Origin of the sequence: Caballeronia sp. LZ029 (genome assembly GCF_031451275.1) — a bacterium.
Lineage (GTDB): Bacteria > Pseudomonadota > Gammaproteobacteria > Burkholderiales > Burkholderiaceae > Caballeronia > Caballeronia jiangsuensis.
Genome location: NZ_JARUXO010000001.1, coordinates 1954577 through 1980389 on the forward strand (window position 1 = coordinate 1954577; position 25813 = coordinate 1980389).

At 62.6% G+C, this 25813-nt stretch carries 21 protein-coding genes; 5 read left to right on the forward strand and 16 right to left on the reverse strand.

Going from position 1 to position 25813, the window contains the following annotated elements; all coding sequences use genetic code 11:
• Positions 1-221: 221 nt before the first annotated feature.
• The 3 genes from QCE73_RS09295 to QCE73_RS09305 are packed head-to-tail and all read right to left on the reverse strand — an operon-like array spanning position 222 to position 2632.
• Complete coding sequence (locus tag QCE73_RS09295) at positions 222-704, reverse strand: hypothetical protein (protein WP_309880863.1); 483 nt, start codon at positions 702-704, stop codon at positions 222-224.
• A gap of 40 nt (positions 705-744) precedes the next feature.
• Positions 745-1308, reverse strand: a complete 564-nt coding sequence (locus tag QCE73_RS09300; RefSeq protein ID WP_309880864.1) for a peroxiredoxin — start codon at positions 1306-1308, stop codon at positions 745-747.
• Between the two features lie 25 nt (positions 1309-1333).
• Entirely contained in the window at positions 1334-2632 is a 1299-nt protein-coding gene (locus tag QCE73_RS09305) for an EAL and HDOD domain-containing protein (protein WP_035509180.1), read from the reverse strand.
• Positions 2633-3092: 460 nt separating this feature from the next.
• Here QCE73_RS09305 and QCE73_RS09310 point away from each other — a divergent pair, with 460 nt between their 5' ends.
• Both QCE73_RS09310 and QCE73_RS09315 read left to right on the forward strand, forming a co-directional pair.
• The gene (locus QCE73_RS09310) at positions 3093-4979 is read left to right on the forward strand and encodes an EAL domain-containing protein (protein WP_309880866.1); all 1887 of its coding nucleotides are present in this window, start codon (positions 3093-3095) and stop codon (positions 4977-4979) included.
• A 143-nt stretch (positions 4980-5122) separates the two neighbouring features.
• Entirely contained in the window at positions 5123-6595 is a 1473-nt protein-coding gene (locus tag QCE73_RS09315) for an HDOD domain-containing protein (RefSeq protein ID WP_309880868.1), read from the forward strand.
• 35 nt (positions 6596-6630) lie between these two features.
• Here QCE73_RS09315 and QCE73_RS09320 read toward each other — a convergent pair whose 3' ends face one another.
• Positions 6631-6963: a hypothetical protein gene (locus QCE73_RS09320; RefSeq protein WP_309880870.1), complete on the reverse strand. Its 333-nt coding sequence runs from the start codon at positions 6961-6963 to the stop codon at positions 6631-6633.
• 268 nt (positions 6964-7231) lie between these two features.
• Positions 7232-8896 (reverse strand): methyl-accepting chemotaxis protein, encoded by a 1665-nt coding sequence (locus QCE73_RS09325; protein ID WP_035509188.1) that lies wholly within the window; start codon positions 8894-8896, stop codon positions 7232-7234.
• A gap of 343 nt (positions 8897-9239) precedes the next feature.
• On the opposite strand from QCE73_RS09325, the gene QCE73_RS09330 reads away from it, so the two are divergent.
• Positions 9240-10496 carry an MFS transporter gene (locus tag QCE73_RS09330; protein ID WP_309880872.1) on the forward strand — a complete coding sequence of 419 codons (1257 nt, stop codon included), beginning with the start codon at positions 9240-9242 and terminating at the stop codon, positions 10494-10496.
• A gap of 175 nt (positions 10497-10671) precedes the next feature.
• Here the strand turns inward: QCE73_RS09330 and QCE73_RS39385 are convergent, their stop codons facing one another.
• From QCE73_RS39385 to QCE73_RS09360, 7 genes are all read right to left on the reverse strand, one after another.
• Complete coding sequence (locus QCE73_RS39385) at positions 10672-11169, reverse strand: STY0301 family protein (RefSeq protein WP_404989740.1); 498 nt, start codon at positions 11167-11169, stop codon at positions 10672-10674.
• On the reverse strand, positions 11114-11503 hold the full coding sequence (locus QCE73_RS09335) for a BPSL0067 family protein (protein WP_309880873.1): 390 nt from the start codon (positions 11501-11503) through the stop codon (positions 11114-11116). The genes QCE73_RS39385 and QCE73_RS09335 overlap by 56 nt, the downstream gene beginning before the upstream one ends.
• Before the next feature lie 223 nt (positions 11504-11726).
• Positions 11727-13622 (reverse strand): propionate--CoA ligase, encoded by a 1896-nt coding sequence (locus tag QCE73_RS09340; RefSeq protein WP_309880874.1) that lies wholly within the window; start codon positions 13620-13622, stop codon positions 11727-11729.
• A 95-nt stretch (positions 13623-13717) separates the two neighbouring features.
• Complete coding sequence (locus tag QCE73_RS09345) at positions 13718-14167, reverse strand: hypothetical protein (RefSeq protein WP_222946526.1); 450 nt, start codon at positions 14165-14167, stop codon at positions 13718-13720.
• A gap of 26 nt (positions 14168-14193) precedes the next feature.
• Entirely contained in the window at positions 14194-14442 is a 249-nt protein-coding gene (locus QCE73_RS09350; protein WP_035509196.1) for a hypothetical protein, read from the reverse strand.
• Positions 14443-14560: 118 nt separating this feature from the next.
• Positions 14561-15313, reverse strand: a complete 753-nt coding sequence (locus QCE73_RS09355; RefSeq protein WP_309881959.1) for a 5'-methylthioadenosine/adenosylhomocysteine nucleosidase — start codon at positions 15311-15313, stop codon at positions 14561-14563.
• A gap of 2 nt (positions 15314-15315) precedes the next feature.
• Positions 15316-17676, reverse strand: a complete 2361-nt coding sequence (locus QCE73_RS09360; RefSeq protein WP_309880876.1) for a UvrD-helicase domain-containing protein — start codon at positions 17674-17676, stop codon at positions 15316-15318.
• A gap of 195 nt (positions 17677-17871) precedes the next feature.
• Here QCE73_RS09360 and QCE73_RS09365 point away from each other — a divergent pair, with 195 nt between their 5' ends.
• Positions 17872-20739 carry a valine--tRNA ligase gene (locus tag QCE73_RS09365; RefSeq protein WP_309880878.1) on the forward strand — a complete coding sequence of 956 codons (2868 nt, stop codon included), beginning with the start codon at positions 17872-17874 and terminating at the stop codon, positions 20737-20739.
• Between the two features lie 78 nt (positions 20740-20817).
• Positions 20818-21699, forward strand: a complete 882-nt coding sequence (gene galU / locus QCE73_RS09370; protein WP_035509203.1) for a UTP--glucose-1-phosphate uridylyltransferase GalU — start codon at positions 20818-20820, stop codon at positions 21697-21699.
• A 91-nt stretch (positions 21700-21790) separates the two neighbouring features.
• Here galU and QCE73_RS09375 read toward each other — a convergent pair whose 3' ends face one another.
• From QCE73_RS09375 to QCE73_RS09390, 4 genes are all read right to left on the reverse strand, one after another.
• Positions 21791-22018: a sulfurtransferase TusA family protein gene (locus QCE73_RS09375; RefSeq protein ID WP_035509205.1), complete on the reverse strand. Its 228-nt coding sequence runs from the start codon at positions 22016-22018 to the stop codon at positions 21791-21793.
• Between the two features lie 142 nt (positions 22019-22160).
• A complete protein-coding gene (locus QCE73_RS09380) occupies positions 22161-23894 on the reverse strand; it encodes a hypothetical protein (protein ID WP_309880881.1) in 1734 nt (577 codons plus the stop codon).
• Positions 23891-24625, reverse strand: a complete 735-nt coding sequence (locus QCE73_RS09385) for a hypothetical protein (RefSeq protein ID WP_035509210.1) — start codon at positions 24623-24625, stop codon at positions 23891-23893. Before QCE73_RS09385 ends, QCE73_RS09380 begins: the two co-directional genes overlap by 4 nt.
• Before the next feature lie 7 nt (positions 24626-24632).
• Complete coding sequence (locus tag QCE73_RS09390; RefSeq protein WP_309880884.1) at positions 24633-25469, reverse strand: VWA domain-containing protein; 837 nt, start codon at positions 25467-25469, stop codon at positions 24633-24635.
• Positions 25470-25813: the final 344 nt, after the last annotated feature.

A 25813-nucleotide genomic window follows, 5' to 3' on the forward strand; every position in this document is an offset into this window, starting at 1 on the left:
TCTCGGGTGGCGAATTCCACGAATTCAAGCCTCAGTTCCATGATGTCTTTGCTATCCCAGGTCATGATCTACTCCGGACGAACCATTCGTCCGAAGTGTTACCCATGTCCTGGAACAGGTGTTACCCATGTCCCCGGTCCATACACAGCAGCAAAGAAAGTGACTGCCGCCCCGCACAGGGGCAGCGCTAATAGACCAACAAGAAATCGGGATCCGACAAATCAAAGCCTCTGCTGCGTAGCAAGCGACAGAATCCGAGCCCACTTCCGCGCCTCCCCACGATCGCGCATCGGCAGATTCCACGCTCCGTGCTTAGCATCCTGCACATCGAGCACGACGTGCCACACACCGCTTCCACCACCCGGCTCCTGCATCCGCGCCCCGCGCAAATCCGCAAAGATATAACTGCCGCGCTCGTCACCGACACGCACATCGCAAAGACGCTTGCCCGCCGCGACCCGCACGCCGCCCCAGTCGGTCCTGAGCTCGTGCGTCCAGTCGCCGCTCTCGCCTTTGCGAAGATTCGGCGCGATCTCGCGGCGGCTCGCGAGCCAGCGCATCACGCCCGCGGCGATCGCGAGCAACACGACGATCGCCACAGCCACGGCCACGCCCAGCCCGAAATGCGCATGAAGCGCGTTGAACGACCATATCGCGCCGTAAATCAGCAACCCTAAGGCGATCAATCCGACGACGATGGGCATGGCGTCTCCCGCGCGCTCAACCGCTAAAAACCGAAACCTATCACTGCGCCTTGTGCTTTGCGTTCCATTCACGCAGCGCCTGCAGCGTGTTCGCAACATGCTGGTCCGGCGACAGGCTCGTGTACTCGTAGATGACCTTGCCGTCGGGCGCGATCACGTAGGACACGCGATTGGCCATCGTGCTTTTCATCGGCATGGAAGCGTCGTAGGAACGGATGATCTTCGAATCCGCATCCGCCGCGACCGGGAACTTGCTGCGGCACTCGCTCACGGAAAACTTCTTCAACGTATCGATGTTGTCATGCGACACGCCGATGACCGTCGCGCCCTCGGCCTTGTATTGATCGACCGCTTCGGCGAACTCGTGCGCCTCGATCGTGCAGCCCTTGGTGAACGCCGCCGGGTAGAAGTACAGCACGACCGGGCCCTTCCTGAGCGCGTCGGCAAGCGAGTAGTCGTAGACGTTGCCGCCGAGCGATGCCTGCGCGGTGAAGTCGGGCGCGGCATCGCCGGGCTTGAGCGTCGCGCCCGCCGTGAGCGAATGCATCGCCGCCGCGATCACCAAGGCGCCACCCGCCGTAAAGCTGAGAATCCTGCTCTTCATGCCCGCTCCTTTAGATGATCTCGTTCTACGCGTCGTCCGCGCCCTGATCCATGCGATGTCCGGCGAACCACGCCGCCGCGTCGAACTGCAATTTCGCGAGCACGGCGGGCGTGAGCACGTCGAGCGATGGCTGCGCGTGCCGGCTCGCGTCGATGGCGGACCCGTCGCCCTGCTCCGCCGCCCGTGCAATGCCGAGCAGCGCGCCGAGCGGCCCGTCGCCCGCCAGAATCGCGGTGCGGATTTCCGCCGCCAGATGCAGCTTATCGAGAATTTCCGCCGGCTGCATGTCGAGCACGACATGCACGAGCGAGAAGATGCCCGTCATGAACGCGGCATCGGAGAAGGCTTCGTCGGCGGGGCGCAGCGTTTCGGCTGCGAGCTCCAGGAAGCGCGCACGCGTGCCGACGAGTTGCAGGAGCGGGTCCGAGCGCCACGGCAGGCCGCTGCCGTCCGCGTACAAAAGCAACTGCGTCCAGCGCATAAGCTGGCGCGTGCCGGTCGCCGCGATCGCCTCGCGCAGCGACGACACGCGCCGCCCGCGCGTCTGCGCACTCGAATTGGCGAGGCGCATCAACTGCACGACGATGTCCGGATTGCGCTTCAACTCCGCTTCCAGTTCGCGCATCCCCGGCTCGCCGGCGAGCACGGCCATGAGCCGCAGCAGCGAGCCGCGCGCGGGACTGGCGCGACGTGCCGAAAGCACCTGAGGCCGCGCGAAGAAATAGCCCTGGAAGAAGTCGAAGCCGAGCTTCCTCGCCTGCGTGAAATCGTCGGGCGTCTCGACCTTCTCCGCCACCAGCAGCTTGCCGCGCCGTTTCACCGCCGCCGCGAGTTCGGGCAGATGGTCATGATCCGCCGCCAGAAAATCGACCTTGACGATATCCACCGAGGGCAGCGCGGCGAGCAGCGCATCGTCGAGCCGCACGACGTCGTCGAGGGCGAAGCGAAAGCCCGCGTTGCGCAGTTGCGCGCAGCGCTTGAAGAGCGTGTCGTCGAAGGTGATGTTTTCCAGCAGCTCCAGCACGAAGCGCTCGGGCTGCATGATGTGGACGATGTCGTCGAACAGCAGCTCGCGGCTCATGTTCACATAGCCCGGATGCGGCCCGAGCACGGCCGGCACGCCGATCTCGCCGATCGTGCGCGCGACGACATGCGCGGTCGCCTGCACGTCGTCGTGAACGCGCGCGCGATTGTCGGGGCTGTCGCGAAAGAGCAGTTCGTAGGCGACGAGCACGCCGTCGCCGTCGAGGATCGGCTGACGCCCGACATAGACGCTCTGTCCGCGCCGCGCTGGCGCCGTGCGCTTCAGGGATGAATCGGGCATGACGAAGACCGCTCAGGGACGCGCCGCGGCGCTGTGAAGCTCTGCATGAAGGCCGGCTCGGGGGTTCGGGCCATGACGCAGGCCGGCAGCATAGTGGATTCGATCATGGGGCGAACGAGTCGAACGGAATTCTGGTGGTCAACAGCGCGCCGAAGACCCGGCATCGATCGCAACTCGCGGGAAACCGTTGTTGCAGGAAACGCGCCACTGTACCCGAATTCGCCTGACGAGATAATATGAAACCTCATATCGACAATCCCTGGACAATCTTGATCCTCAAACGGAATTGTTGCACCTGCGTGGCCCGTTAAAGAAATCCCCTGCAGCGCCGATAACTCGCCTGATAGAGCGTGTCGCGCGCGTCGCGGCACGTCCCGGCCGGAACCCGCGAGACGCGGCGTTTCGCGCGCCGCCGTTCGCCCGACGCGGGCGAGCGCAGCCGCCAGAACCCTACGAGACCATGCAAGCGAACCGGATCAACGTCTCCCGCCGCACGCCGTGGCGCATCGCGCTCGATGTGCTCGCGCGCGCATGGGGAAGCGCCGCGCGCGCGCGGCACGACAGCGCGCCCGACTCGCTTCCCGAAGCGAGCCCGCCGCCATCGCCCGGCGACGCCATCGAGAACACGGCGTCAGCCGCAACCGTCGCGCCCGCTTTGGCCGCCGCGAGCGAAGCCACGCTCGGCGCGGTCGATTTCCTCGCGCAGCTCGACGACGCGCTGCGCTTTCAGTATGTATCGGATGCGAGCATCGAGTTCATCGGCTATCACCGTGACTATCTGAGCATGCTGACGCTGCACGATCTCGTCGCATCCGAAGAGGCCGACGAGTTGCACGCGCTCGTCGCCCGGGCGCGCGCGAGCGGCAAGCTCGAATCGGCGACGCTGACCGTCGTGAAGTCGCTCACTTATCCGATCTGCGTCGAGCTGCGGCTCGTATCGACGGCCGCATGCGGCACGCCCGGCTTCGCGCTCGCCGCGTTCGACGTGACGCACTGGCGCGAACGCGAAGCGTCGCTCACGCACACGCTCAACCACGACGCGCTCACGGGCCTCGACAACCTCGTCGCGCTCAAGACGGCCATCAGCGCGGCGCAGGACGAAGCCGAGCTGATGCGCACGCACGCCGGGCTCGTGCTGCTCGACATCGACGATTATCAGCGCATCAACCGCGCGCTCGGCTACGACGCCGGCGACGAACTGCTGCGCGAGACCGCGCGCCGCATCCAGCATACGGCGGGGCACGGCGAACGCGTCGCCCGCGTGGCCGGCGACGAATTCGCCGTGCTCCTGCCGGCGGGCACCACGGCGGAACTCGCCGAAAGTCTCGGCCGACGCCTGCTCACCGCGATCGCGCAGCCGTATCGGCATCGCGGGCAGCACACGCATTTGTCGGCGAGCGTGGGCGTCGCGCTGTATCCGGATCAGAGCGGCAAGAGCGCGAAGAACGGCGCGCAGACGAGTCTTTTGCGCATGGCTGATCACGCGCTCGCGCAGGCGAAGGAATCGGGCGGCAACGCGCTCGTCTTCCACACGATCGACGACAACCCCGCCGACGCCGAGCGTCTGAAGCTCGAAGCGGATCTGTACGAAGCCGTGCGCAACGGCGAGTTCTCGCTCTACTTCCAGCCGATCACGAAGATCCGCACGGGCGCGGTGGTCGGCGTGGAAGCGCTGATGCGCTGGAATCATCCGGTGCACGGGCTCGTGCCGCCGTCGACGTTCATTCCGCTCGCGGAATCGATCGGCCTCATCAACTATCTGGGCAACTGGGTGCTGAAGGCCGCGTGCATGCAGATCACGCAGTGGGATGCGATCGGCATCCGGCTCGATTACGTGTCGGTGAACGTGTCGCCGCAGCAGTTCCGCGACAAGCGCTTCACCGCGGCGGTGAAGGAAGCGCTCGCGCTCACCGGCATCGACGCGCGCCGGCTCGTCTTCGAGATCACCGAGAGCCTCCTGATGCACGATCCGGAAGAAGCGACGCGTCTTCTGGAAGCGCTGACGTCGATCGGCATCAGGTTCGCCGTCGACGATTTCGGCACCGGCTATTCGAGCCTCGCCTATTTACAACGTTTTCCGCTCTCGAAGCTCAAGATCGACCGCAGCTTTGTCGAGAACCTGATTACGTCCCGCAACAACCGCGCGATCGTGAGCGCGGTCGTCGGGCTCGCGCAGTCGCTCGGGCTGGAACTGGTTGCCGAAGGGGTCGAAACGGAAGCGCAGCGCGACTTGCTCGCGGACCTCGGCTGCGATCACATTCAGGGCTGGCTCATCAGCCACGCGTTGCCGTCGGACGAGCTGGCGCGCTCGTTCCAGTCGAATTCGCTCGTGTTGCACGAGTCGTGACGAGCGGGCGATGTTCGCGTTCTGATCGAAGGACGCGCCGTAACTCCCTAATAACGTGTACATTTCGTTGTCAGGGCGGATTGAACTTGCAGGGCCGCCTCGGGTTAGCCGTCGCGTAACGAACAGGCTTTTAACTTTTAGCAATGGCACGCACCAAGGCCGAACTACTGGACAAGCTGTGGGCGCGCATGAGCGAGCGCGGGGATTTCCCCATGCTGTCTCAGGCGCTGCGCACCACTGTGTCCGCGATGAACGACAACGACCTCGACTTCACGTCGCTCGTGCATGTCGTGCTGTCGGACGTCGGCCTCACGCAGAAGGTGCTGCGCCTCGCCAATTCGGCGATGTACATCGCATTCGGCGGCAACATCACCACCGTCACGCGCGCGCTGATGGTGCTCGGCATGGACGCGGTCGGCCATCTCGTCGTGGGACTGAAGCTCGTCGATCACTTCCATCAGAGCGCGCCGCGCCGTATCGACGCGAAGCTCGAACTGAACCGCACCCTGCTCTCGGGCGCGGTCGCGCGGCAGCTCACCGAGCACAAGGATCTGCGCTCCGCCGAAGAAGCGGTCGTCTGCACGCTGATGCGGCAGATCGGCAAGCTGCTCGTCGCGTTCTATCTCGAACACGAGTGGGATCAGTTGCGGCGCAAGGCGGCGTCGGAAAATATCCCGGACAGCGACGCGTGCGCGGCGCTTCTGGGCGTCACCTTCGACGAAATCGGTCTCGAAGCCGCGGATCGCTGGCGGCTGCCGGAAACGATCCGCGAAGGCATGCGCGCGACCGATCCGAACGCGCCCGTCGATGAAACCGTGCCGAAGCACGTGCGCTGGCTGCGCGCCATCTCCAACTATTCGACCGAAGTCGCCGACGCGCTCACCGCGCAGAACACGGCCGTGGAAGGCCGCGAATCGGTGCTCTTCGACATCGCCAGCCGCTACAGCGGCCCGCTCAAGACCGACGCGGACACCCTCACCGCGATGAGCCTCGCGCTCGCGAACGAGGAGGCGAGCGACGGCGTGATCCGCGAAATCTCCGAGCTGCAGGCGAACGCCGATGCCATGGCGCGCGCGAAGGTGTCGGCGGAGGCGCGCATCGGGGCGAGCGTGGAGGACTTACGCTCGCTGCCGACGAAAAATGCGCTCGCGCCGGCGCTCGCGCTGGCCTCGGAATCGATTCTCGGGAGTCTGCATCTGTCGCGCACGGTGGTGTTCGTGCGCCAGGCCAATAACGAGTTCCACGCGCGTCTCGCGCTCGGCGGCGGCGTCGAGCCGATGCTGCCGCGACTGCGCTTCTCCGCGGAGTTCCGCCCCGACGTGTTCCATCTCGCGATCACGAATCCGGTCGGCATCTTCATCGAGAACGCGCACGACGCGCGTATCGACGCACGCCTGCCGCGCTGGTACAAGGACACGCTCGGCGAGGCGCAGGCTTTCGTGCTGCTGCCGGTGAAATCGAACGATTCGACCGTCGCGCTCATTTACGGCGACTGGACGTCCCCGCAGCACGTGCGCAAGATCTCGGCGCCCGAGATGAGCGCGCTCAACGAGCTCACGAAGGAGCTGAGCCGTTTTTTCCTTAGCGCGAACTGGAAGGAAGTCGAGCTGATCTGACCGGCTTCCTTCCTGCGCGCATCAGCCTTTCTGCCTCATTCCCGCTTCAGGATCGCCACGGCCTGATCGCCGTATCGCACGATATAGCCGCCGTGCGCGCACTGCCATTCGAGCGCGTCCTCCTCGTTCGCAAACCAGTTCTTTTCATAGTCGTTGAACGCGCCCGCGTCGAGCCGGTAACGGTCGATCTTCGCGCCCGGCTGCTCGTCGATATCGAGCTTGCAGGCGTCCCAGCTCGCGTAGCCGAGTTCGGCGGCGAGCATCGCAAGAAGATGCTTCAGTTGCAGATCGTCGCGGATCGCGTGCAGGTCGGCGAGACGTTCAGCTCGCGTAACGCTTGCCGCGAGCAGGCGACGCAGGACGGGCATGGATGCGCTCGTGTCGCCGTCGCGCGCATGGCGAAGCAAGCGCCGCGCGTGTTCGCGCAGAAAGTCGCTATTGGAAACGGAAGAAGAGATCGGACAGGATGTTGACCACATAACGTTGTTCCTTTGTTGCGCCGTTCTCGCTGCGGCTATAAAGGTTCGACGTTGCGGTTCGATCCAGAATTGATGTGTTGCGTGGCAGATGCCCAAGACTTTCGCGAGACCGGGCGCCCTGCCGCGCCCGTCCGCGATTTTATATCGATGTCTTGCGTCAGGCCAACTGGAATTTGCCGACCAGCGACTTCAGCGCGCGCGCCTGATCGTCGAGCGATTGCGCCGCCGCGGCCGCTTCTTCGACGAGCGCGGCGTTCTGCTGCGTGTTCGCGTCCATCTTCGTGACCGCTTCGCCGATCGACTCGATGCCCGTTTTCTGCTCCGCCGATGCCGCCGAAATCTCGCCCATGATGTCGGTGACGCGGCGCACCGCCTTCACGACTTCCTCCATCGTGGCGCCGGCTTCCTGCGCGTAGGTCGAGCCGTCCGACACGCGCGACACCGACGTACCGATCAGCCCTTTGATCTCCTTCGCCGCCGACGACGAGCGCTGCGCGAGACTGCGCACCTCGCCCGCGACGACCGCGAAGCCGCGCCCCTGCTCGCCCGCGCGCGCGGCTTCCACCGCCGCATTCAACGCGAGGATGTTGGTCTGAAACGCGATGCCTTCGATCACGCCGATGATGTCGCCAATGCTCTTCGCGCTCGCATCGATGCGCTGCATCGTCTCGACCACGCGGCCGACGACCGCGCCGCCCTTCTCCGCGATCGCCGATGCGTTCGCGGCGAGCGTGCTCGCCTGCTTCGCGTTGTCCGCGTTCTGACGGACCGTCGACGTGAGCTGCTCCATGCTGGCCGCGGTCTTTTCCAGCGCGACCGCCTGCTCTTCGGTACGGCGCGACAAGTCGACGTTGCCCGTGGAAATTTCGCTCGACGCCGATGCGATCGCCTCCGCGCTCGCGGCGATATCGCCGACGGTCGACGAAAGGCCCGCCTGCATTTCCGCGAGCGCGTGCAGCATCGACGCATCGTCGCGGCGTTTGAGCCTGACCGGATACGCGAGATCGCCCGACGCGATGCGCCGCGCGATGTCCTTCGCATAACCGGGCTCGCCGCCGAGCTGCCCGGCGAGACGCCGCACGACCCATTCGGAGACGACGATCGCGAGCACGAACAGCGCGAGCGTCAGCCCGAGCACCATCACGAACGACGAGTGGAAGATGAACGCGGCGGAATCGATCGTCGCCTTGGCCGCTGCGCCGCGGCGCGCGACGAGATCGTCGACCATCTTTTCGAGCTTGCCCGTTTCGACCAGCAGCGACACGTCCTGCGTGCCGACTTGCCAGTTCATCTGCGAGAGATCGAGCGGCTGCTCTTTCACGAGCTTGACGAAGGTGCGCAGGTTCTCGCTCCACTTCGACAGCGCGGTGGAGAAGCTCTTTTGCTGCGCGAGCGCGTCCTTGTCGGCGTGATCGATATATTGCGCGAGCTGCGCCTGCTCACGGCCGATGTCCGCGAGCGACTGCTCGATCTGCGCGCCGAGATCGTCGCGCTCTTTCGCGGTCGACGCGGTCAGCAGCATCTTCTGCGAACGGCTCGCGCGCAGCAGATAGCCGCGCGTTTCCTCGGCCGCGCGGCTCGCGACATAGCCTTGCGTGTAGATGGATTCGGTCGCGCCGTTCAGACGGCTGATCTGCGTGAGCGAAATCGCGCCGATGGCGAGCGTCCCCGCGAGCACGAGCCCGAAAGCGAGCCTGAGCGATGCCTTGACGGACAGCGCGCGCGTGGTCGTGCGCTCGCGCGCGTGTTCTTCGGTTGCCGCGGCGTCGGCGCGCGCCACGAAGCCCGCGTCTTTTGCGGCGCGTAGCGAAAGCAGTTTCATCGATCGTTTCCCCGATTTGATCTGCGGACTTAGCCGTCGTGTGGCAAGCCCTGGCCTGGTCTGGTCTCCCCACCGGAGTACGGCAGGTTTGTCGGCTTTCTTGAGCCTTTTTATCGGAAAGCGAACATGCGTTCGCCGCCGTGCTTGTTATAACCGGCCAAAAATGGTTGCGTAAGACGAAACAACGGCGATGGCGGCGGTTATCCTGTCCGATTCGCGACAAAGCTTGGCAGGACAACGTAACGAGGACATCCTAAACTTGTCAGAACTTCAGCCTGCGCATAAATGCCGCACTGAAATGGACCAAAAACCGGGACTTTTTCGCTTACATCAGCCATTCACCATGCAAACGAGCATCGACAAGGGCGCTTTGTCGCCTTCCGGCGCATCGGCCGGCGCAACCGCCGCGGGTTCCGCCACCGCGGGCACGCAACGCACCGTTTATTCCGTTCTGGGCGCGATCAGCTTCTCGCACCTTCTGAACGACATGATCCAGTCGCTGATTCTGGCGATCTATCCGATGTTCAAGGCTGAGTTCGCGCTCTCGTTCGGACAGATCGGCCTCATCACGCTGGTGTATCAGGTCACGGCTTCGCTGCTGCAACCGCTCGTCGGCCTGTACACGGACAAGCACCCGAAGCCTTATTCGCTGCCTGTCGGCATGGGCTTTACGCTGTCGGGTCTCTTGCTGATGTCGATCGCGGGCAATTTCGGCACGCTGCTGATCGCGGCGGCGCTGGTCGGCTGCGGATCGTCGGTGTTTCATCCGGAGTCGTCGCGGGTTGCGCGCATGGCGTCGGGCGGCAGACATGGTCTCGCGCAGTCGCTGTTTCAGGTCGGCGGCAATGCGGGCTCGTCGCTCGGGCCGCTGCTCGCCGCGCTGATCGTCATTCCGCACGGGCAAAAGAGCATCGCGTGGTTCTCGGCGGCGGCGCTCGTCGCGATGTTCGTGCTCGCGAATATCGGTCGCTGGTACAAGCGTCATCCGGCGACGAAGAAGGGCCGCGCGCAGGTCACGCATGCAACGCTGCCGCGCAACAAGGTCATCATGGCGATGAGCGTGCTCGTGCTGCTCGTGTTCTCCAAGTACTTCTATCTCGCAAGCATCACGAGTTACTTCACGTTCTATCTGATCAGCAAGTTCGGGCTGTCGGTGCAGGCCGCGCAGATTCACCTGTTCGTGTTCCTCGCGGCGGTGGCGGCGGGCACGATCATCGGCGGGCCGGTCGGCGACAAGGTCGGGCGCAAGGTGGTGATCTGGGTGTCGATTCTCGGCGTCGCGCCGTTCACGCTGTTGATGCCTTATGCGAATCTGTTCTGGACGGGCGTGTTGTCGGTGATCATCGGGCTCGTGCTGGCTTCGGCGTTCTCGGCGATTCTCGTCTATGCGCAGGAGCTGATTCCGGGCAAGGTCGGGATGGTCGCGGGCCTGTTCTTCGGCTTCGCGTTCGGGATGGGCGGCGTCGGCGCGGCGGTGCTCGGGCATCTCGCCGATGCCACCAGCATCGATTACGTGTACAAGGTTTGTGCGTTCCTGCCGTTGCTCGGTGTGCTGACGGTGTTGCTGCCGAAGACGCATGAGGCGCACGCGAAGGGCTGAGGCCTTTCTAGCGTGGATCTGGCCGTCGCCCATCGATCGATTCGATGGGCAATCGGCTTAACGATGCGTGACGAGCGGTAGACAGTCAGCGTCGTCCAGATGCGCTTCTCTGATGCCAATCCACGCGCGACGCTGACCGAAACACCGTGTTTGCGCAGGCGCCGTAAAGCGCGCTCTACTGACAGGACACGACAACATTCGGATATCCATCTCGCGTAGTGGAGAGAATGGCACGGCATTTCGAGAGGCCCTTGGGCAAGAGCTGTGACAACGCCACGGTATTTTCGTAACCACAGGACAACCAGACGCCGGCATCGTGGTCAGCCTGCACGAATTGCCATGAGAAGGATCTGCCGCCCTTGATCGTCCTGATGTCGGGCTTGAGATCGCCGAGCTCGTCCGGTGGACCGACAGAGATCGAAACGCCTCGCACGTAAGACGAGGTCGATCGCTGGTTCGCATGCCATCCGTCCGGCACGTCGTTGACGACCGCTGGCTGCGTGGAAACGCTCGTGGGGCAGGAGATGTGAACCTCCGCGCTGACGTCCGTGGATGCGAGCACGCCAATGCAGGTGACCGCTACCACGAGAAACGAAGACAATCGCATACGTCTAACGTCACTGGATGATAGAGAAAGCATCTGCGTTGTTGCTCGGATCAACGTATTCTCCATTCTTGTATTTTCCTTTCGAGCGAATGGACCGCTCCGTGATCGTCGGCTTACGCTCGTCGCCCGCCCACTGATCGACGACGTAAATCGTGCTGCCCTCTCGGCGCAAGAAAAGCGCAGCATGGTTATCGTGCGCCCTGTTTGGATACTTTCCATTTTCGAACGTGGCAATCGCAGTGCCGACGTCAATGTGAGCCGCATCGAGAACGCGCTCGCCTTCGTGCCAGGCGTACGTCGCCGGAGCGCCTGCGTAGTGCTTCACGAGGTCTACGCAATTGTGTGATCCTACAAGCGGCTTACCGGCGAGATTTGCGGCATCGGGATAACGATACGACATGGAACGGCCTCGATAATTTAGTCATACCAATCATATCAATGCCATTCCCGCCAGCCGATCCTTTCAGAAGTCAAAGCGCGAAGCTTTTGCTCACAATCAATGCTCGCGATCGGAAACTTCGTGCGCATTGTCACCGATTGGGAAATAGCGCACACACACAGAAAAAAGCGGCGGCTCCGCTCGCGCGATGCCGCCGCCCTTCAACCAGCTACGCCGCGAGAGCCTACTTCATCCCCAGCGCTTCCCTCACCTGCATCAGCGCGCCCGGGTCCTCGATCGTCGGCAGTTCACCCGGATCGCGCCCTTCCGCCAGCGCAGCAATCGCTCTTCGCAGCAGCTTCCCCGAGCGCGTCTTCGGCAGCATCGTCACGAAGTGCACTCGGGCCGGACGCGCGATCGCGCCGAGCTGCGAATCCACCGCGTGGCAAAGCTCCGCCTCCATGCCCTCACGCGCGCCCGGCGCATTGATGCGATCGGCATCACGCAGCACGACGAACGCCGCCGCGGCCTGCCCCTTCACCGAATCCGCAATACCGACGACCGCCACTTCGGCCACCGCCGGATGCGCCGACAACGCCTCCTCGATCTCGCGCGTCCCGAGCCGATGCCCCGCGACATTGATCACGTCATCGGTGCGCCCGAGAATCGACACATAGCCGTCTTCGTCCTGCACGCCCCAGTCGAAGGTCGAATAGACCATCTGGTTCGGCACGCTCTCCCAGTAGGTATCGATGAAACGCTTGTCGTCGCCCCAGACGGTCTGCATGCAGCCCGGCGGCAACGGATACGACAGCGTGACGACGCCCTTCTCGCCCGGCGCGCACTCCTCGCCTGTCGCTTCGTTGCGCAGCTTGAGGTTGAAGCCCATCGACGGCACGCCCGGCGAGCCGAGCTTGGTCGGCAATTCCTCGATGCCGCGCGGAATCGCGATCATCGGCCAGCCGGTTTCCGTCTGCCAGTAATTGTCGATGACGGGCTTCTTCAACGCGCTCTGGATCCATTGCGCGGTCGGCTCGTCGAGCGGTTCGCCCGCGAGAAACAGCGCGCGCAGACTCGACAGATCGTATTTCTCCATCAGCGCCGGGTCCTGCTTCTTGAGCACGCGGATCGCGGTCGGCGCGGTGAACATCAGGTTGATTTTGTACTGCTCGACGAGCCGCCACCAGATGCCGCCGTCGGGACGGATCGGCGTGCCTTCGTACATCACGGTCGTCAATCCGGCGATGAGCGGCGCATAGATGATGTAGCTGTGACCTACGACCCAGCCGACATCCGATGCGGTGAACATCGTGTCGCCCGGCGAGCCCTGAAAGATATGCTCCATCGACGCGGCGAGCGCCACCGCGTAACCGCCGACATCGCGCTGCACGCCCTTCGGCCTGCCCGTCGTGCCGGACGTGTAGAGCACGTAGGAAGGCTCGTTGGATTCGAGCCATTCGCAGGGCACGTGGGCATCGAAGAACTGTTCGCGCAGCGGCTCGTAGGAGACGAGATAGCTCGCCTGCAAACGCTCGGGCGCGAGTTGCCGGTCGATCAGCAGCACCTGCGGCACCTTGTATTCGGCGCGCGACAGCGCTTCGTCGACGAGCGGCGTGTAGTCGATCACCTTGCCCGCGCGCGCGCCGGCATCGGCGGTGACGATGAGCGCGGGCTCGGCGTCATCGATACGCGCCGCGAGATTCGGCGCCGCGAAGCCGCCGAACACGACCGAATGAACCGCGCCGATACGCGCGCACGCGAGCATCGCGAAGAGCGCTTCGGGGATCATCGGCAGATATATGAGCACGCGATCGCCCTTCTTCACGTGCAGCGAACGCATGACGGCGGCCATGCGGTTCACTTCGGCATGCAGCTCGGCGTAGGTGTAGCGGCGCTCGATGCCCGTTTCCGTCGACACATAGACGAGCGCGTCCTGTTGCGCGCGCGACGCCAGATGCCGATCCACCGCGTTGTGACAAAGATTGGTCTTGCCGCCGACGAACCAGCGCGCGAACGGCGGCTTGCTGCGGTCGAGCACCTGATCGAACGGAGTCTGCCAATGAATGCGTCGGGCCTGTTCGGCCCAGAACGCTTCGGGCTCGTCGACGGACCGACGATACGCTTCCTGGTAAGTCGGCATGCGCGTCCTCTGCAAAACGGCGTTGGCTGGCCTCACAGAATAGAGCAGCCGACAAACCCGTGCTAGACAGGGCGCGCCCTGATCGATCGGATCGTTCAGATCGCCCGGCTTCGCGTAGCGGGAACGGGCGCGGCCTCGGACGCCGAATGCTTCAGCAGCACCGGCGCGAGCTCGCCCGCGACCCGGATGCTCGACACGACGACCGTGCGCACGCCGCAGCCTTCGGTGAGCGCGCGCAACGCTTCACGCGTGGTCGCGCGCGCCGCGATGCGCGGCTCGATCACGATCAGCCCACGGCAGTAAGCGGCGAGCATCGCGCGATGCGTGCGCATCCAGGCGGCGCGCAGGCGCGCGTCGTCGGCGGTTTCGTTTTCGTCGTGCTCGGCGACCAGCACGAAGGGCGTCGAGAGCGCCACGAGGCGCCGCATCTGCGTGCTCCACGCGAACGCGTAACCCGGTTTCACGGCGCGAGGACGCAGGCGCACGAGCGGGAAACGGCTCGCGTCGAAAAAGCGCGCGTCGAGCGCGAGCGAGGAAGGCGTCATGGATTTCGAAGTGGAATCGGCGGCGTTCACAGCGGTTTCGGGCTCCAGTAGTTCAGCGCGGCGACGAGCGACGACCAGCGCGAACGCCGCGGCACCACGCGTTTCTTCGGTTGCGCGACGCGCGGCGGACGATGCGTCGCCTTCTGCGGCGCCTGAGCCGACGCCTCGTTCCACGCGCGGCGCGTCGTTTCGAGCACCTTGGCGGCGTTCGCCGAAATCGCGCAACGCTCGCCGCGGTCGTTCGTCATGCCGATGGCGGTGAAATCGTTGGTCATGTCGTCGCACCTCCCGTTTGCTCGATGACTGCCTCACGTCGTGCGAGTCATTGTATTGAGAATCATTCTCAACTACAAGCGGGAATTTCTGCGAGAGAACGCGGGCGTCGGCGGTGAATCAGGCCGCGTCGCGCAAAAACCGCGATAAAACGCCGGACGAGTAAGTCGCGGCGATCGAGGTGAGGAATTCGGCGAACGATGCGGGCGCCGCTGCGTCGGCGGTATCGGAGATCGTGCGCACGACCGCGCACGGCACGTCGTGCTCGTAGCAGACTTGCGCGATGGCCGCGCCTTCCATTTCGACCGCGAGCGCGTCCGGCAATGCATCGCGCAACGCGAAGAGCGCGTCGTGGCTCGCGATGAAACGATCGCCGCTCACGACCAGCCCGCGATGCACGCGCGGCGCGGCGACGGCGAAACGTTCCGCCAGCGCGCCGCCTTCTTCGGCGATGAACGCGTCGGCGGCTGCGGCGAGCGCATCGGAAAGCGGGCGATCGGCGTCGAAGCGCGCGCGGTCGAGCAGCGGCACTTCGTAGCGCGGAAAGAGCGGCGACGCATCGAGATCGTGCTGCATCAACGTATCTGCGACGACGACATCGCCCACCTGCACATCCGCGCGAACGCCGCCCGCGACGCCCGTGAAGACGATGGCATCGACTTCGAAGACGTGGATCAGCGCGCTGGCGGTCGCCGCCGCCGCCACCTTGCCGATGCGCGCGAGCGTGACCACGACGGCGCGGCCGTGCGCATCGCCGATGTAGTATTCGCGCCGCCCGAGCGTGACCGTGCGAACCTCGCCCGCCGCCTGCATCTGCGCGATCAGGTCGCCCAGTTCCTGCGGCAGCGCCGCCATGATGCCGAGCCGCTTCATGTTCATTCGACGGCCTGAAGCTTCGCAACCGACAACGCGAGCCACTTCTCGCCGTGGCGCTTGAAGCGCACCTGCGCGCGCGCGTCGCCGCCGGAGCCTTCGAGCGCCGTCACGGTGCCTTCGCCGAACTTCGTGTGGAACACGGCCTGGCCGACCTTGAAGCCGCCCTCCGCCGCGCGCTGCTCGTTGGCGAACGCGGGCAGCGCCGGACTCGACTGAGCGGCGCCGTAGGTGGAACCGCCGCGCTCCTGTCCGGGACGCGCGAACCAGTCGCGGCCCCAGCCGGCGTTGTCGGCGCGTCCGCCCCAGCGCGCGCCCGCCTCGACCTTCGGCGTGAGCCACTTGAGCGAGCCTTCGGGCAACTCGTCGAAGAAACGCGAGCGGATGTTGTAGCGCGTCTGGCCGTGCAGCATGCGGCTCTGCGCGAACGACAGATAGAGCCGTTCCTTCGCCCGCGTGATCGCCACGTACATGAGACGCCGCTCTTCCTCCAGCCCGTCCGATTCCTGCGCGCTATTCTCGTGCGGAAACAGGCCCTCTTCCAGCCCGGTGATGAAGACCGCCGTGAATTCGAGGCCCTTCGCCGCGTGCACGGTCATCAGTTGCACGGCGTCCTGGCCGGCCTGCGCCTGATTGTCGCCGGCTTCGAGCGATGCGTGCGACAGGAAACCGGCGAGCGGCGTCATCGTGTCGGGATTCTGCGCGGGATCGGCGATGCCAGGCGCGTCGAGCACTTCGATCTCGCCGTCGTCGCTGACGATCTCCGGCAGAGCCGTCGCACCCGGACGCAGCGGAATCGAGCGTGCGGGTGTGTCGAGGCCGTAGCCTTCTTCGCTGACGAATGCCGCCGCCGCGTTCACGAGTTCCTGCAAGTTTTCGAGCCGATCCTGGCCTTCGCGCTCGCCTTCGTAGAACGCGGCGAGGCCGCTCGTGCGCACGACGTATTCGACCGTATCAGGCAGGCTCATCTGCTGCGTTTCGGCGCGCATCTTCGCGATGAGCGTCGCGAACGCGCCGAGGCTCGAACCCGCCTTGCCGGTGACATACGGCACGGCGGCGGCCATCGAACAGTTATAGAGACGCGCCGCGTCGGCGACCTGCTCGATGGAACGCGCACCGATGCCGCGCGTCGGGAAATTGACGACGCGCGCGAACGCGGTGTCGTCGTTCGGATTGTCGATCAGACGCAGATACGCGAGCGCGTGCTTCACTTCCTGACGCTCGAAGAAGCGCAGGCCGCCGTACACGCGATACGGAATGCCCGCGTTCACGAGCGTATGCTCGATGGTCCGCGACTGCGCGTTGCTCCGATAAAGCACCGCGACCTCGCCGCGCGACACGCCCGTATTGATGAGCGCCTTGATCTCCTCGACGATCCAGCCCGCTTCCTGCGAATCCGTCGCGGATTCGTAGACGCGCACCGGTTCGCCGTGGCCCGCGTCGGTGCGCAGATTCTTGCCGAGCCGTCGCGCATTGTTCGCGATGAGATAGTTCGCCGTATCGAGAATATGGCCGTGCGAGCGGTAGTTCTGCTCCAGCTTGATGAGATTGCGCACGCGGAACTCGCGCTCGAAGTCGTGCATGTTGCCGACATTCGCGCCGCGGAATGCGTAGATCGACTGGTCGTCGTCACCGACCGCGAAGATCGCGTTGTGTTCGCCCGCGAGCAGTTTCAGCCAGGCGTATTGCAGCTTGTTCGTGTCTTGAAACTCGTCGACGAGAATATTGCGAAAGCGCGCCTGATAGTGCGCGCGCAGCGGCGGATTGTGCGCGAGCAACTCATGGCAGCGCAGCAGCAGCTCCGGAAAATCGACGACGCCTTCGCGCTGGCATTGCTGATCGTAGGCTTCGTAAAGCTCGACGAACTTGCGATTGAACGCGTCGGTGGCATCGACGTCTTTTGGACGCAGGCCCTGCTCCTTCGCGTTGTTGATGAAGTACTGGAGATTCTTCGCCGGATACTTTTCGTCGTCGACGTTCAGGCCCTTCATCAGACGCTTGATGGCGGAAAGCTGATCGGCGGTATCGAGGATCTGGAAGGTCTGCGGCAGGCCGGCGTCGCGGTAATGCGCGCGCAGCATGCGGTTGCACAGGCCGTGAAAGGTGCCGATCCACATGCCGCGCGTGTCGATCGGCAGAAGCGCGGAAAGGCGCGCCATCATTTCGCGCGCCGCCTTGTTCGTGAAGGTGACGGCCAAAACGGTCGGCGGCGACGCATAGCCCTGCCGGATCAGCCATGCGATGCGCGTGATGAGCACGCGCGTCTTGCCACTGCCGGCGCCCGCGAGAATGAGCGCGGGCTCGTTCGGCAGCGTCACGGCGGCGAGTTGTTCGGGGTTCAGATTCGCGAGCAGGTCGGGCATGGGAAAGTGCAGCGGCAGGAGAGCGGGCCAGAAATAATTCTGGCGATGGGCCGGTCATTATAAGACCGCGCCGATGGAGTCGCCGGCCGGCCAGAGGTGCGCGCCCACGGGCCGAATTCGTCCGACGTCGCGCGCGCAACCTTATAATTGGGGATTCCCCCGCATTTTTTCACGCATTTTTCGGCAGATTCCACAATGAGCGACAGCACGCTTGCGAAGAGCTTCGAGCCTCAAAACATCGAGTCCCAATGGGGCCCGGAATGGGAAAAACGCGGGCTTTCCGCGCCCACGTTCAAAGAGGGCGCGAAGAATTTCTCCATCCAGTTGCCGCCTCCGAACGTCACCGGCACGCTGCACATGGGGCACGCGTTCAATCAGACCATCATGGACGGTCTCACGCGCTATCACCGCATGCTCGGCGAGAACACGCTGTGGGTGCCGGGCACGGACCACGCGGGCATCGCGACGCAGATCGTCGTGGAGCGTCAGCTCGATGCGCAAGGCGTGTCGCGCCATGACCTCGGCCGCGAGGAATTCCTGAAGCGCGTCTGGGCGTGGAAGCAGCAATCCGGCTCGACGATCACGAATCAGGTGCGCCGCCTGGGCGCGTCGATCGACTGGTCGCGCGAATACTTCACGATGGACGACAAGATGTCGGCCGCCGTGCGCGACGTGTTCGTCACGCTCTACAAGCAAGGGCTCATCTATCGCGGCAAGCGCCTCGTGAACTGGGACCCGGTGCTCGGCACGGCCGTGTCGGATCTGGAAGTCGTGAGCGAGGAAGAGAACGGCAGCCTGTGGCACATCCAGTATCCGCTGCCGAACGGCTCGGGCCATCTCACGGTTGCGACGACGCGCCCCGAAACCATGCTCGGCGACGTCGCCGTGATGGTGCATCCGGAGGACGAGCGCTATCAGCATCTGATCGGCAAGACGGTCGTGCTGCCGCTGTGCGACCGCGAAATCCCGGTGATCGCCGATGAATACGTCGATCGCGAATTCGGCACCGGCGTCGTGAAGGTCACGCCCGCACACGATTTCAACGACTATGCCGTCGGCCAGCGCCACAAGCTGCCGCAGATCGAGATCCTCACGCTCGACGCGAAGATCAACGACAACGCGCCCGAGAAGTATCGCGGCATGGACCGCTTCGACGCGCGCAAGGAAGTCGTGAAGGATCTCGAAGCGCTCGGCCTGCTCGAATCCGTCAAGCCGCACAAGCTGATGGTGCCGCGCGGCGATCGCACGCAGGTCGTGATCGAGCCGATGCTCACGGACCAGTGGTTCGTCGCGATGACCAAGGCCGCGCCCGAAGGCACGTTCAATCCGGGCAAGTCGATCACGGAAACGTCGCTCGATGTCGTGCGCAGCGGCCAGATCAGGTTCGTGCCGGAGAACTGGACCACCACGTACTATCAGTGGCTCGAAAACATCCAGGACTGGTGCATCTCGCGCCAGTTGTGGTGGGGCCATCAGATTCCCGCGTGGTACGGCGAGAACGGCGAGATCTTCGTCGCGAAGACGGAAGACGAAGCCCGCGCCGATGCCGACGCGCACGGCTACAAAGGCTCGCTCAAGCGCGATGAAGACGTGCTCGACACATGGTTCTCGTCCGCGCTCGTGCCGTTCTCGTCGCTCGGCTGGCCGAACGAGACGAAGGAACTCGACGCATTCCTGCCCTCTTCCGTGCTCGTGACCGGCTTCGACATCATCTTTTTCTGGGTCGCCAGAATGGTGATGATGACCACGCACTTCACCGGAAAGGTGCCGTTCGACACCGTCTATGTGCATGGCCTCGTGCGCGACGCCGAAGGTCAGAAGATGTCGAAGAGCAAGGGCAACACGCTCGACCCGATCGACATCGTGGACGGCATCGATCTCGAAGCGCTCGTCGCGAAACGCACGACGGGCCTCATGAACCCGAAGGCCGCGGCGCAGATCGAGAAAAAGACGCGCAAGGAATTCCCCGAAGGCATTCCGTCGTTCGGCACGGACGCGCTGCGCTTCACGATGGCGTCGATGGCCACGCTCGGCCGCAACGTGAACTTCGACCTCGCGCGCTGCGAGGGCTATCGCAACTTCTGCAACAAGCTGTGGAACGCCACGCGCTTCGTGCTGATGAACTGCGAAGGTCACGATTGCGGTTTCGCGAATCCGGGCGCGTGCAAGCCGGGCGATTGCGGTCCGGGCGGCTACACGGATTACTCGCAGGCCGATTTCTGGATCGTGTCGCTGCTCCAGCGCGTGGAAGCGGAAGTCGAGAAAGGCTTCGCGGACTATCGGTTCGACAACGTCGCGAGCGCGATCTACAAGTTCGTGTGGGACGAATACTGCGACTGGTATCTCGAACTCGCGAAGGTGCAGATCCAGACGGGCACGCCGGAACAGCAGACCGCGACGCGCCGCACGCTGCTGCGCGTGCTGGAAACGGTGCTGCGCCTCGCGCATCCGATCATTCCGTTCATCACCGAGGCGCTGTGGCAGAAGGTCGCCCCGCTGACGGACGCGTTCCCGTCGGGCGCGAAGGAAGGCGAAGTGTCGATCATGACGCAGCCCTACCCGCGCGCCGCGCAGAAAAAAATCGACGAATCCGCTGAACAGTGGGCCGCCGAACTGAAGACTGTCATCGATGCATGTCGTAATCTGCGTGGCGAAATGAATCTGTCGCCCGCGGTGAAGGTGCCGTTGCTCGCGCACGGCGACGCGGCGCGCCTCTCCGCGTTCGCGCCGTATATCGCCGCCCTCGCGCGTCTTTCCGAAGTGAAGATCATCGACGACGAAGCCGCTCTCGACAAGGAAGCCCATGGCGCGCCGGTCGCGATCGTCGGCACGAGCAAGCTCGTGCTGAAGGTCGAGATCGATGTCGCCGCGGAGCGCGAGCGTCTCACGAAGGAAGTGGACCGTCTGACTGCCGAGATCGCAAAATGTAACGCGAAGCTCGGTAATGAAAGCTTTGTTGCAAAAGCGCCGGCGGCTGTCGTTGAACAGGAGCGCAAAAGGCTGGCAGAATACGGAACCACCATCGAGAAACTTCAGGCCCAATTATTGCGTCTGCCGGCTTGAATTGGGGGTTCGAATCATTTATCGATCCGTTCCGGTTGTCTCGACGTTTCAATGAATTAAGAGGATCAGGGTCATCACATGCTAAAAGTTACCAAAGCGGTTTTCCCCGTCGCAGGTCTGGGCACGCGGTTCCTACCCGCGACCAAGGCAAGCCCGAAGGAAATGCTGCCAGTCGTGGACAAGCCGCTGATTCAGTACGCGGTCGAAGAAGCGATGGCCGCCGGCATCACCGAAATGATCTTCGTGACCGGTCGCAGCAAGCGCGCCATCGAAGATCACTTCGACAAGTCGTACGAGATCGAAGCGGAACTCGAAGCGCGCGGCAAGGACAAGCTGCTCGAACTCGTGCGCAGCATCAAGCCGAGCCACGTGGACTGTTTCTATGTGCGTCAGGCCGAAGCGCTCGGTCTGGGCCACGCGGTGCTGTGCGCGGAAAAGCTCGTCGGCGATAACCCGTTCGCCGTGATCCTCGCGGACGATTTGCTGTACGGCAAGCCGCCCGTGATGTCGCAGATGATCGAAGTATTCGATCACTATCACAGCTCGGTGATCGGCGTCGAAGAAATCCCGGCGCAGGATTCGAAGTCCTACGGCGTCATCGACGGCAAGGAGTGGGAAGACAACATCTTCAAGCTGTCGGGCATCGTCGAAAAGCCGGAACCGGCTGTGGCGCCGTCGAATCTGGGCGTGGTCGGCCGTTACGTGCTCAAGCCGCGCGTGTTCGATCACATCCGCGCGCTGAAGCCGGGCGCGGGCGGCGAACTGCAACTGACGGACGCGATCCAATCGCTGCTGTCGGACGAGCAAGTGCTCGCGTACAAGTACCACGGCACCCGTTTCGACTGCGGCAGCAAGCTGGGCTATCTCAAGGCCACGGTGGAATTCGCGCTGCGTCATCCGGAAGTGAAGGCGGACTTCGAGGAATATTTGCGCAATCGCGCGCCGATTCTCGAAGGCTGAAACCGCGCTGGCTAGCTAGCCGGATCGCCTGAAAAAAATGCCCGTCACCTGCGTGACGGGCATTTTGTTTTTGGACGCGTGCTTGTCCGTGTCAGCGACGGCGCATCAGAAAGATGAACGTCTTGTCCTGCGACGTCGATTCGACGATCTCGTTGCCGGTCTGCTTGGCGAACGCCGCGAAATCGCGCTGCGATCCCGGGTCGGTGGCGAGCACCTTCAGAATCTGACCGCTCGTCATGTCGGCGAGCGCCTTCTTTGCCCGCAGAATCGGCAACGGACAGTTGAGCCCGCGCGCGTCGACTTCCTTGTGAACTTCCATCGCGATTGAACCTTTCTTTGCCTGGGGGGTGAGCGCTCGGTGAAGGTTCGATTTTAGCGCAAGAGAGGTAGATCGATTGCGAGGGTGGTCGCATAAGGCTGACGTGAGAGCCGCCTCCTGCGCAGGATGAAGGAATCATTGATTACTTGATGATGGCCTTCAGTAGCATGACGAGGATCGCTACAGCGACAACATACACCCAACCAGGAACTTCTTCACCGCTCGACTTCGACTGAGGCACGCCATTCGAGGATGCAGGTACGATGCGCGACGCAGGTTGAGGTGCTGCGCCAGGACTCGGCCGACTTGTCCTTCGAGTAACCGTCGCGGGCACAGACGGCGGTGCCGTAGTCCGCGAAGACGTACTGGCCCGATTGCGCATCTGGTCAAGCAACTTCTGATTTCCAGATGCCGTCGACTTTGCAGCATTCGGCGGTACTGAAGACGACCGTGTTGGTATCACTGTTGCCGGACTGCTACCGAGACTGGCCAGAAGTTTGCTATTTGCGTCGCTACGAGACGACGTTCGCACTGTCGAATTGACCAGCGCAAGTCGATATCTTGCCTCCTCGCCTGCGATCTGCTGGACCAACCCTGGAGACGAAATCGTGATGGAAAGATGTGTATATTCACGCTTCGGGTTCGAGTAAGGCGGATCAACGAGACCTTTCACGCTCAACCAGCGCCCTTTCCAAGAACTATCAGGCTGTACTCTCATTTTCTCCAGCGCGTCACTCCAGATGGCGAGCTTTACACATTTCCCTCGCCAATCACCAAAGTTCACGAACACATACGGTCGGCCCCCTCTGCGACTCATCCCGCCGCCCACGTCGATCACCTCACCGACTAGCTCGACCATCTGTCCAACATAGCCGTGGACTCGCTGGTAATTGGAAGCATCCAGCACCGGGTACTGCCCCATGTAGGGCGCACGACGTCCTGATCCCGTCGCTGCGGGAGTAATGTACGCCGGCGCTGCGGGAATCGACCGACCCGCAACGAATTCGCTCAATGATGGCGTCTGGACAATGTCCGCGCCGCATATCGAGGCAAAGTGGCTTACCTCTCTCGTGAGTCCGCTCAATCGGGAAAGCGTCGCGAAGGTCTCCGACGACGCAGGATCCGCAAAGTCATTGGCGCGAAAGACAAACGATTCAGGTTCACACTGCGTAGTCGTCCATAGCTGTGGAGACAGCAGAAGGGCGCGCAAAGCCAAGTCTATCGTGATGAACGAAAAGCGATCCAGTTGAGCGTTGAAATTTTGGTCCGTGCGCCTAGGATGCTGAAAGTTGCGATGCCCAAGCTCCGCGCTCTTCATGTTGGCCAAGCCAGGGACGAACATGCCATCGTAGTCGATGAGCTGAATGCTCGCGCCGTCCTGAGAAACCATCACGTTGCCCGGCTGGATATCGCCGTGCGCGATACCCTGGCTCTCGAGGTAAAGCGCAAGGTTTCGCAGCGCTTCGATCAGCGTCACGACTCGCGCACTGTCTCTGTGATATTGCTCAACAAACTCGCCCAAGGTCGTACCTTGCGCCCACGCCATTTTGACAATGGGATAGTCAACCCCGTTGACCCTGACGCCCGATTTCAAAAAATCGAATGGCACAAAATACGGCGAGCGCAGTGAGCGCAATACTGATGAGACGGCATCGTAGCGCTGTTGTAATTCGCGAGACTCTTTATGAAAACAACGTACTGCCAGCTTGCGGCCACCGACTGTCACGGTGTAAGTCAATGCGAATCCACCGCACATCGCCAAAGGCATGCCCAGACCTGTCGTCGCCACCTTGCCGCCGGTCAGCTCAGAATCAAGGAATGCCGTTCTGGGATGTTGCAGAACCTCTTGATACTGCTCGAGTGTCGGGTACGTCATCCCGCAACCGCTCCATCAAAACCAAGAACAAGCAAGGTGGTATCGTCGACCCGCATTGCACCAATTCTTCGCTGTTCCAGCACAAGGTGTCTGAACGCGTCCTCGGTATTCGCCGCCAACAACAAATCAGCACGAGATCGCGCAGACTCAGCGGTGTTCAGCAACCAATGTCCTAGCGCGTCAGTCATCATCAAGACAATGCTCTGTTTCGTCAGCGGCCAGACAACGCACGACTCCGTGTTGAACGCTCTGGAAGCAACGAAAACGTTCGCTGCGGATAACGTCGATAGAAGTTTGGGCCGCGCATCGAACTCTTCGGCGCGCCTGTAGGGAAAGGACTCCAAAGTATCAGCGTCGCTCAGATGAACAGCCAGACTGTCGCCGACGGCGATAATCTCGAGCTCCTGCAAATTCTCACGCCATTCCGCGCCAAGCAACGTTGCGAAACTCCCTCGCTCGAATGCGGCTTGCCGCGACCAGGACATCGCACCAAAGTCGGAGGTCCTCTCGTAGAGCCTCCTCGCAGCGTCGACCCAACAAACGCTTATTGAAGGTTCCTCGATGAATCTCGAGACGAGGAGTCGCGCCCAAGACTGCGAATCAAAAGACTCAGAGGCACCGTCCGATATTGCGAAGATGCCACGCGATGAATCGATGCTCGTCGCATCTTCGTTTGCATCTTGCTCTTCGATATTCTTGGCGATTGAAGCCTTAAAGACGACGTCGAACATCTTCGATTTATCGAAGCTGCGAGGCACGCGTGCCGATGTCGAAAAAATTCACGATCTCGCCTGCTTCTGCGTTGAACATGAAGCCCCGGCTTTCGAGCGAAGCTTGGATACTTTTTTCCTGCGCCATTCGAACGAGATGTTCCGGCAACTGGCTTGACATGCGAAAGAGCAGTTTCGCGTATTGATCAGGCAATGCACTGTCGGACGCGGGGAACTGCACCGGCTGTCCACACTGCGCACTCACGTGCAAATTAAGCAACAGTACGTGGCCATCGCTGGTATGGAACTGGCGAAGCGTTTCCGCCAGCGCGCCCGGATCCCCATCGGTCGACTCCCCGTCCGTCACGTGAAGAACGGTCGGTGGATAACTCTGCGAATGTGCGTCGCACCAGCCTGCGAGCGCCTCTGCGGCCATCGTGATGCCCGCGCACATTGGCGTACCACCGTCCGCCTTAGGCTCGAACCAGACTGGAAATTTAACCGACTGTTCAATAAAGCCCCCCGCACCATCATCCAACTTACGGTTACGATCTTCCACTCGAAGCGGGTTCGCTTCAATTTGAGATATTGGTTGCAGGAGAGACGTCGCCAGATTGCCGCGAAAACCGTTGGCCGCCCCGGTCCCGCCGTATCCGATGACACCAATTTCAAAATAATCCCTTACTCCGTCGGATTTCGTGCAGCGTGTAACCAGGTTCATCAGAGTTCTATTGAGAACGTCGGCCACGAACTGTGCCTTCGTGCGCTCGCTACCCGCCATTCTGTCAGCCATTGAGCCAGACTGGTCTACGAGAAACAGCAAAACCGTTGGATCACTACGCTGGATGGCGGCTTGGTAAGCCATATTGTTATCCTTATCAAACATTGCGTCTTTTGAAATGTTCGCAAAGATACCAGTAGTCAATCCAATAAACTAGTGACAAGAATCAGCCTTTTACTGTTAGCACTTCTATTTGACACAGTTTGTAAAAGTCATCGAAAGCTCAGTGACCAACCGCGAAATCCGTCCTCTCACATTCAAAAGCCTGCGCATCGCAATGCCGATACGCATCGCTTTCCTCACGAAGACAGGCCCATGCTGGTTGAGACTCTTCTAGTTCACGCGTGACGTTGTTGAAGCTAGATTGCTCTGTGTATGTGCCAAGTTCGAGAAAGCTGTCTATGTTTTGCATTGCTTCTAAAATAGGC

Excerpts from the sequence above, each read along its gene's own strand:
- QCE73_RS09295 (WP_309880863.1), bottom strand. The coding sequence starts at position 704 with ATGCCCATCGTCGTCGGATTGATCGCCTTAGGGTTGCTGATTTACGGC.
- QCE73_RS09300 (WP_309880864.1), bottom strand. The coding sequence starts at position 1,308 with ATGAAGAGCAGGATTCTCAGCTTTACGGCGGGTGGCGCCTTGGTGATC.
- QCE73_RS09305 (WP_035509180.1), bottom strand. The coding sequence starts at position 2,632 with ATGCCCGATTCATCCCTGAAGCGCACGGCGCCAGCGCGGCGCGGACAG.
- QCE73_RS09310 (WP_309880866.1), top strand. The coding sequence starts at position 3,093 with ATGCAAGCGAACCGGATCAACGTCTCCCGCCGCACGCCGTGGCGCATC.
- QCE73_RS09315 (WP_309880868.1), top strand. The coding sequence starts at position 5,123 with ATGGCACGCACCAAGGCCGAACTACTGGACAAGCTGTGGGCGCGCATG.
- QCE73_RS09320 (WP_309880870.1), bottom strand. The coding sequence starts at position 6,963 with ATGCCCGTCCTGCGTCGCCTGCTCGCGGCAAGCGTTACGCGAGCTGAA.
- QCE73_RS09325 (WP_035509188.1), bottom strand. The coding sequence starts at position 8,896 with ATGAAACTGCTTTCGCTACGCGCCGCAAAAGACGCGGGCTTCGTGGCG.
- QCE73_RS09330 (WP_309880872.1), top strand. The coding sequence starts at position 9,240 with ATGCAAACGAGCATCGACAAGGGCGCTTTGTCGCCTTCCGGCGCATCG.
- QCE73_RS39385 (WP_404989740.1), bottom strand. The coding sequence starts at position 11,169 with ATGGAGAATACGTTGATCCGAGCAACAACGCAGATGCTTTCTCTATCA.
- QCE73_RS09335 (WP_309880873.1), bottom strand. The coding sequence starts at position 11,503 with ATGTCGTATCGTTATCCCGATGCCGCAAATCTCGCCGGTAAGCCGCTT.
- QCE73_RS09340 (WP_309880874.1), bottom strand. The coding sequence starts at position 13,622 with ATGCCGACTTACCAGGAAGCGTATCGTCGGTCCGTCGACGAGCCCGAA.
- QCE73_RS09345 (WP_222946526.1), bottom strand. The coding sequence starts at position 14,167 with ATGACGCCTTCCTCGCTCGCGCTCGACGCGCGCTTTTTCGACGCGAGC.
- QCE73_RS09350 (WP_035509196.1), bottom strand. The coding sequence starts at position 14,442 with ATGACCAACGATTTCACCGCCATCGGCATGACGAACGACCGCGGCGAG.
- QCE73_RS09355 (WP_309881959.1), bottom strand. The coding sequence starts at position 15,313 with ATGAAGCGGCTCGGCATCATGGCGGCGCTGCCGCAGGAACTGGGCGAC.
- QCE73_RS09360 (WP_309880876.1), bottom strand. The coding sequence starts at position 17,676 with ATGCCCGACCTGCTCGCGAATCTGAACCCCGAACAACTCGCCGCCGTG.
- QCE73_RS09365 (WP_309880878.1), top strand. The coding sequence starts at position 17,872 with ATGAGCGACAGCACGCTTGCGAAGAGCTTCGAGCCTCAAAACATCGAG.
- galU (WP_035509203.1), top strand. The coding sequence starts at position 20,818 with ATGCTAAAAGTTACCAAAGCGGTTTTCCCCGTCGCAGGTCTGGGCACG.
- QCE73_RS09375 (WP_035509205.1), bottom strand. The coding sequence starts at position 22,018 with ATGGAAGTTCACAAGGAAGTCGACGCGCGCGGGCTCAACTGTCCGTTG.
- QCE73_RS09380 (WP_309880881.1), bottom strand. The coding sequence starts at position 23,894 with ATGACGTACCCGACACTCGAGCAGTATCAAGAGGTTCTGCAACATCCC.
- QCE73_RS09385 (WP_035509210.1), bottom strand. The coding sequence starts at position 24,625 with ATGTTCGACGTCGTCTTTAAGGCTTCAATCGCCAAGAATATCGAAGAG.
- QCE73_RS09390 (WP_309880884.1), bottom strand. The coding sequence starts at position 25,469 with ATGGCTTACCAAGCCGCCATCCAGCGTAGTGATCCAACGGTTTTGCTG.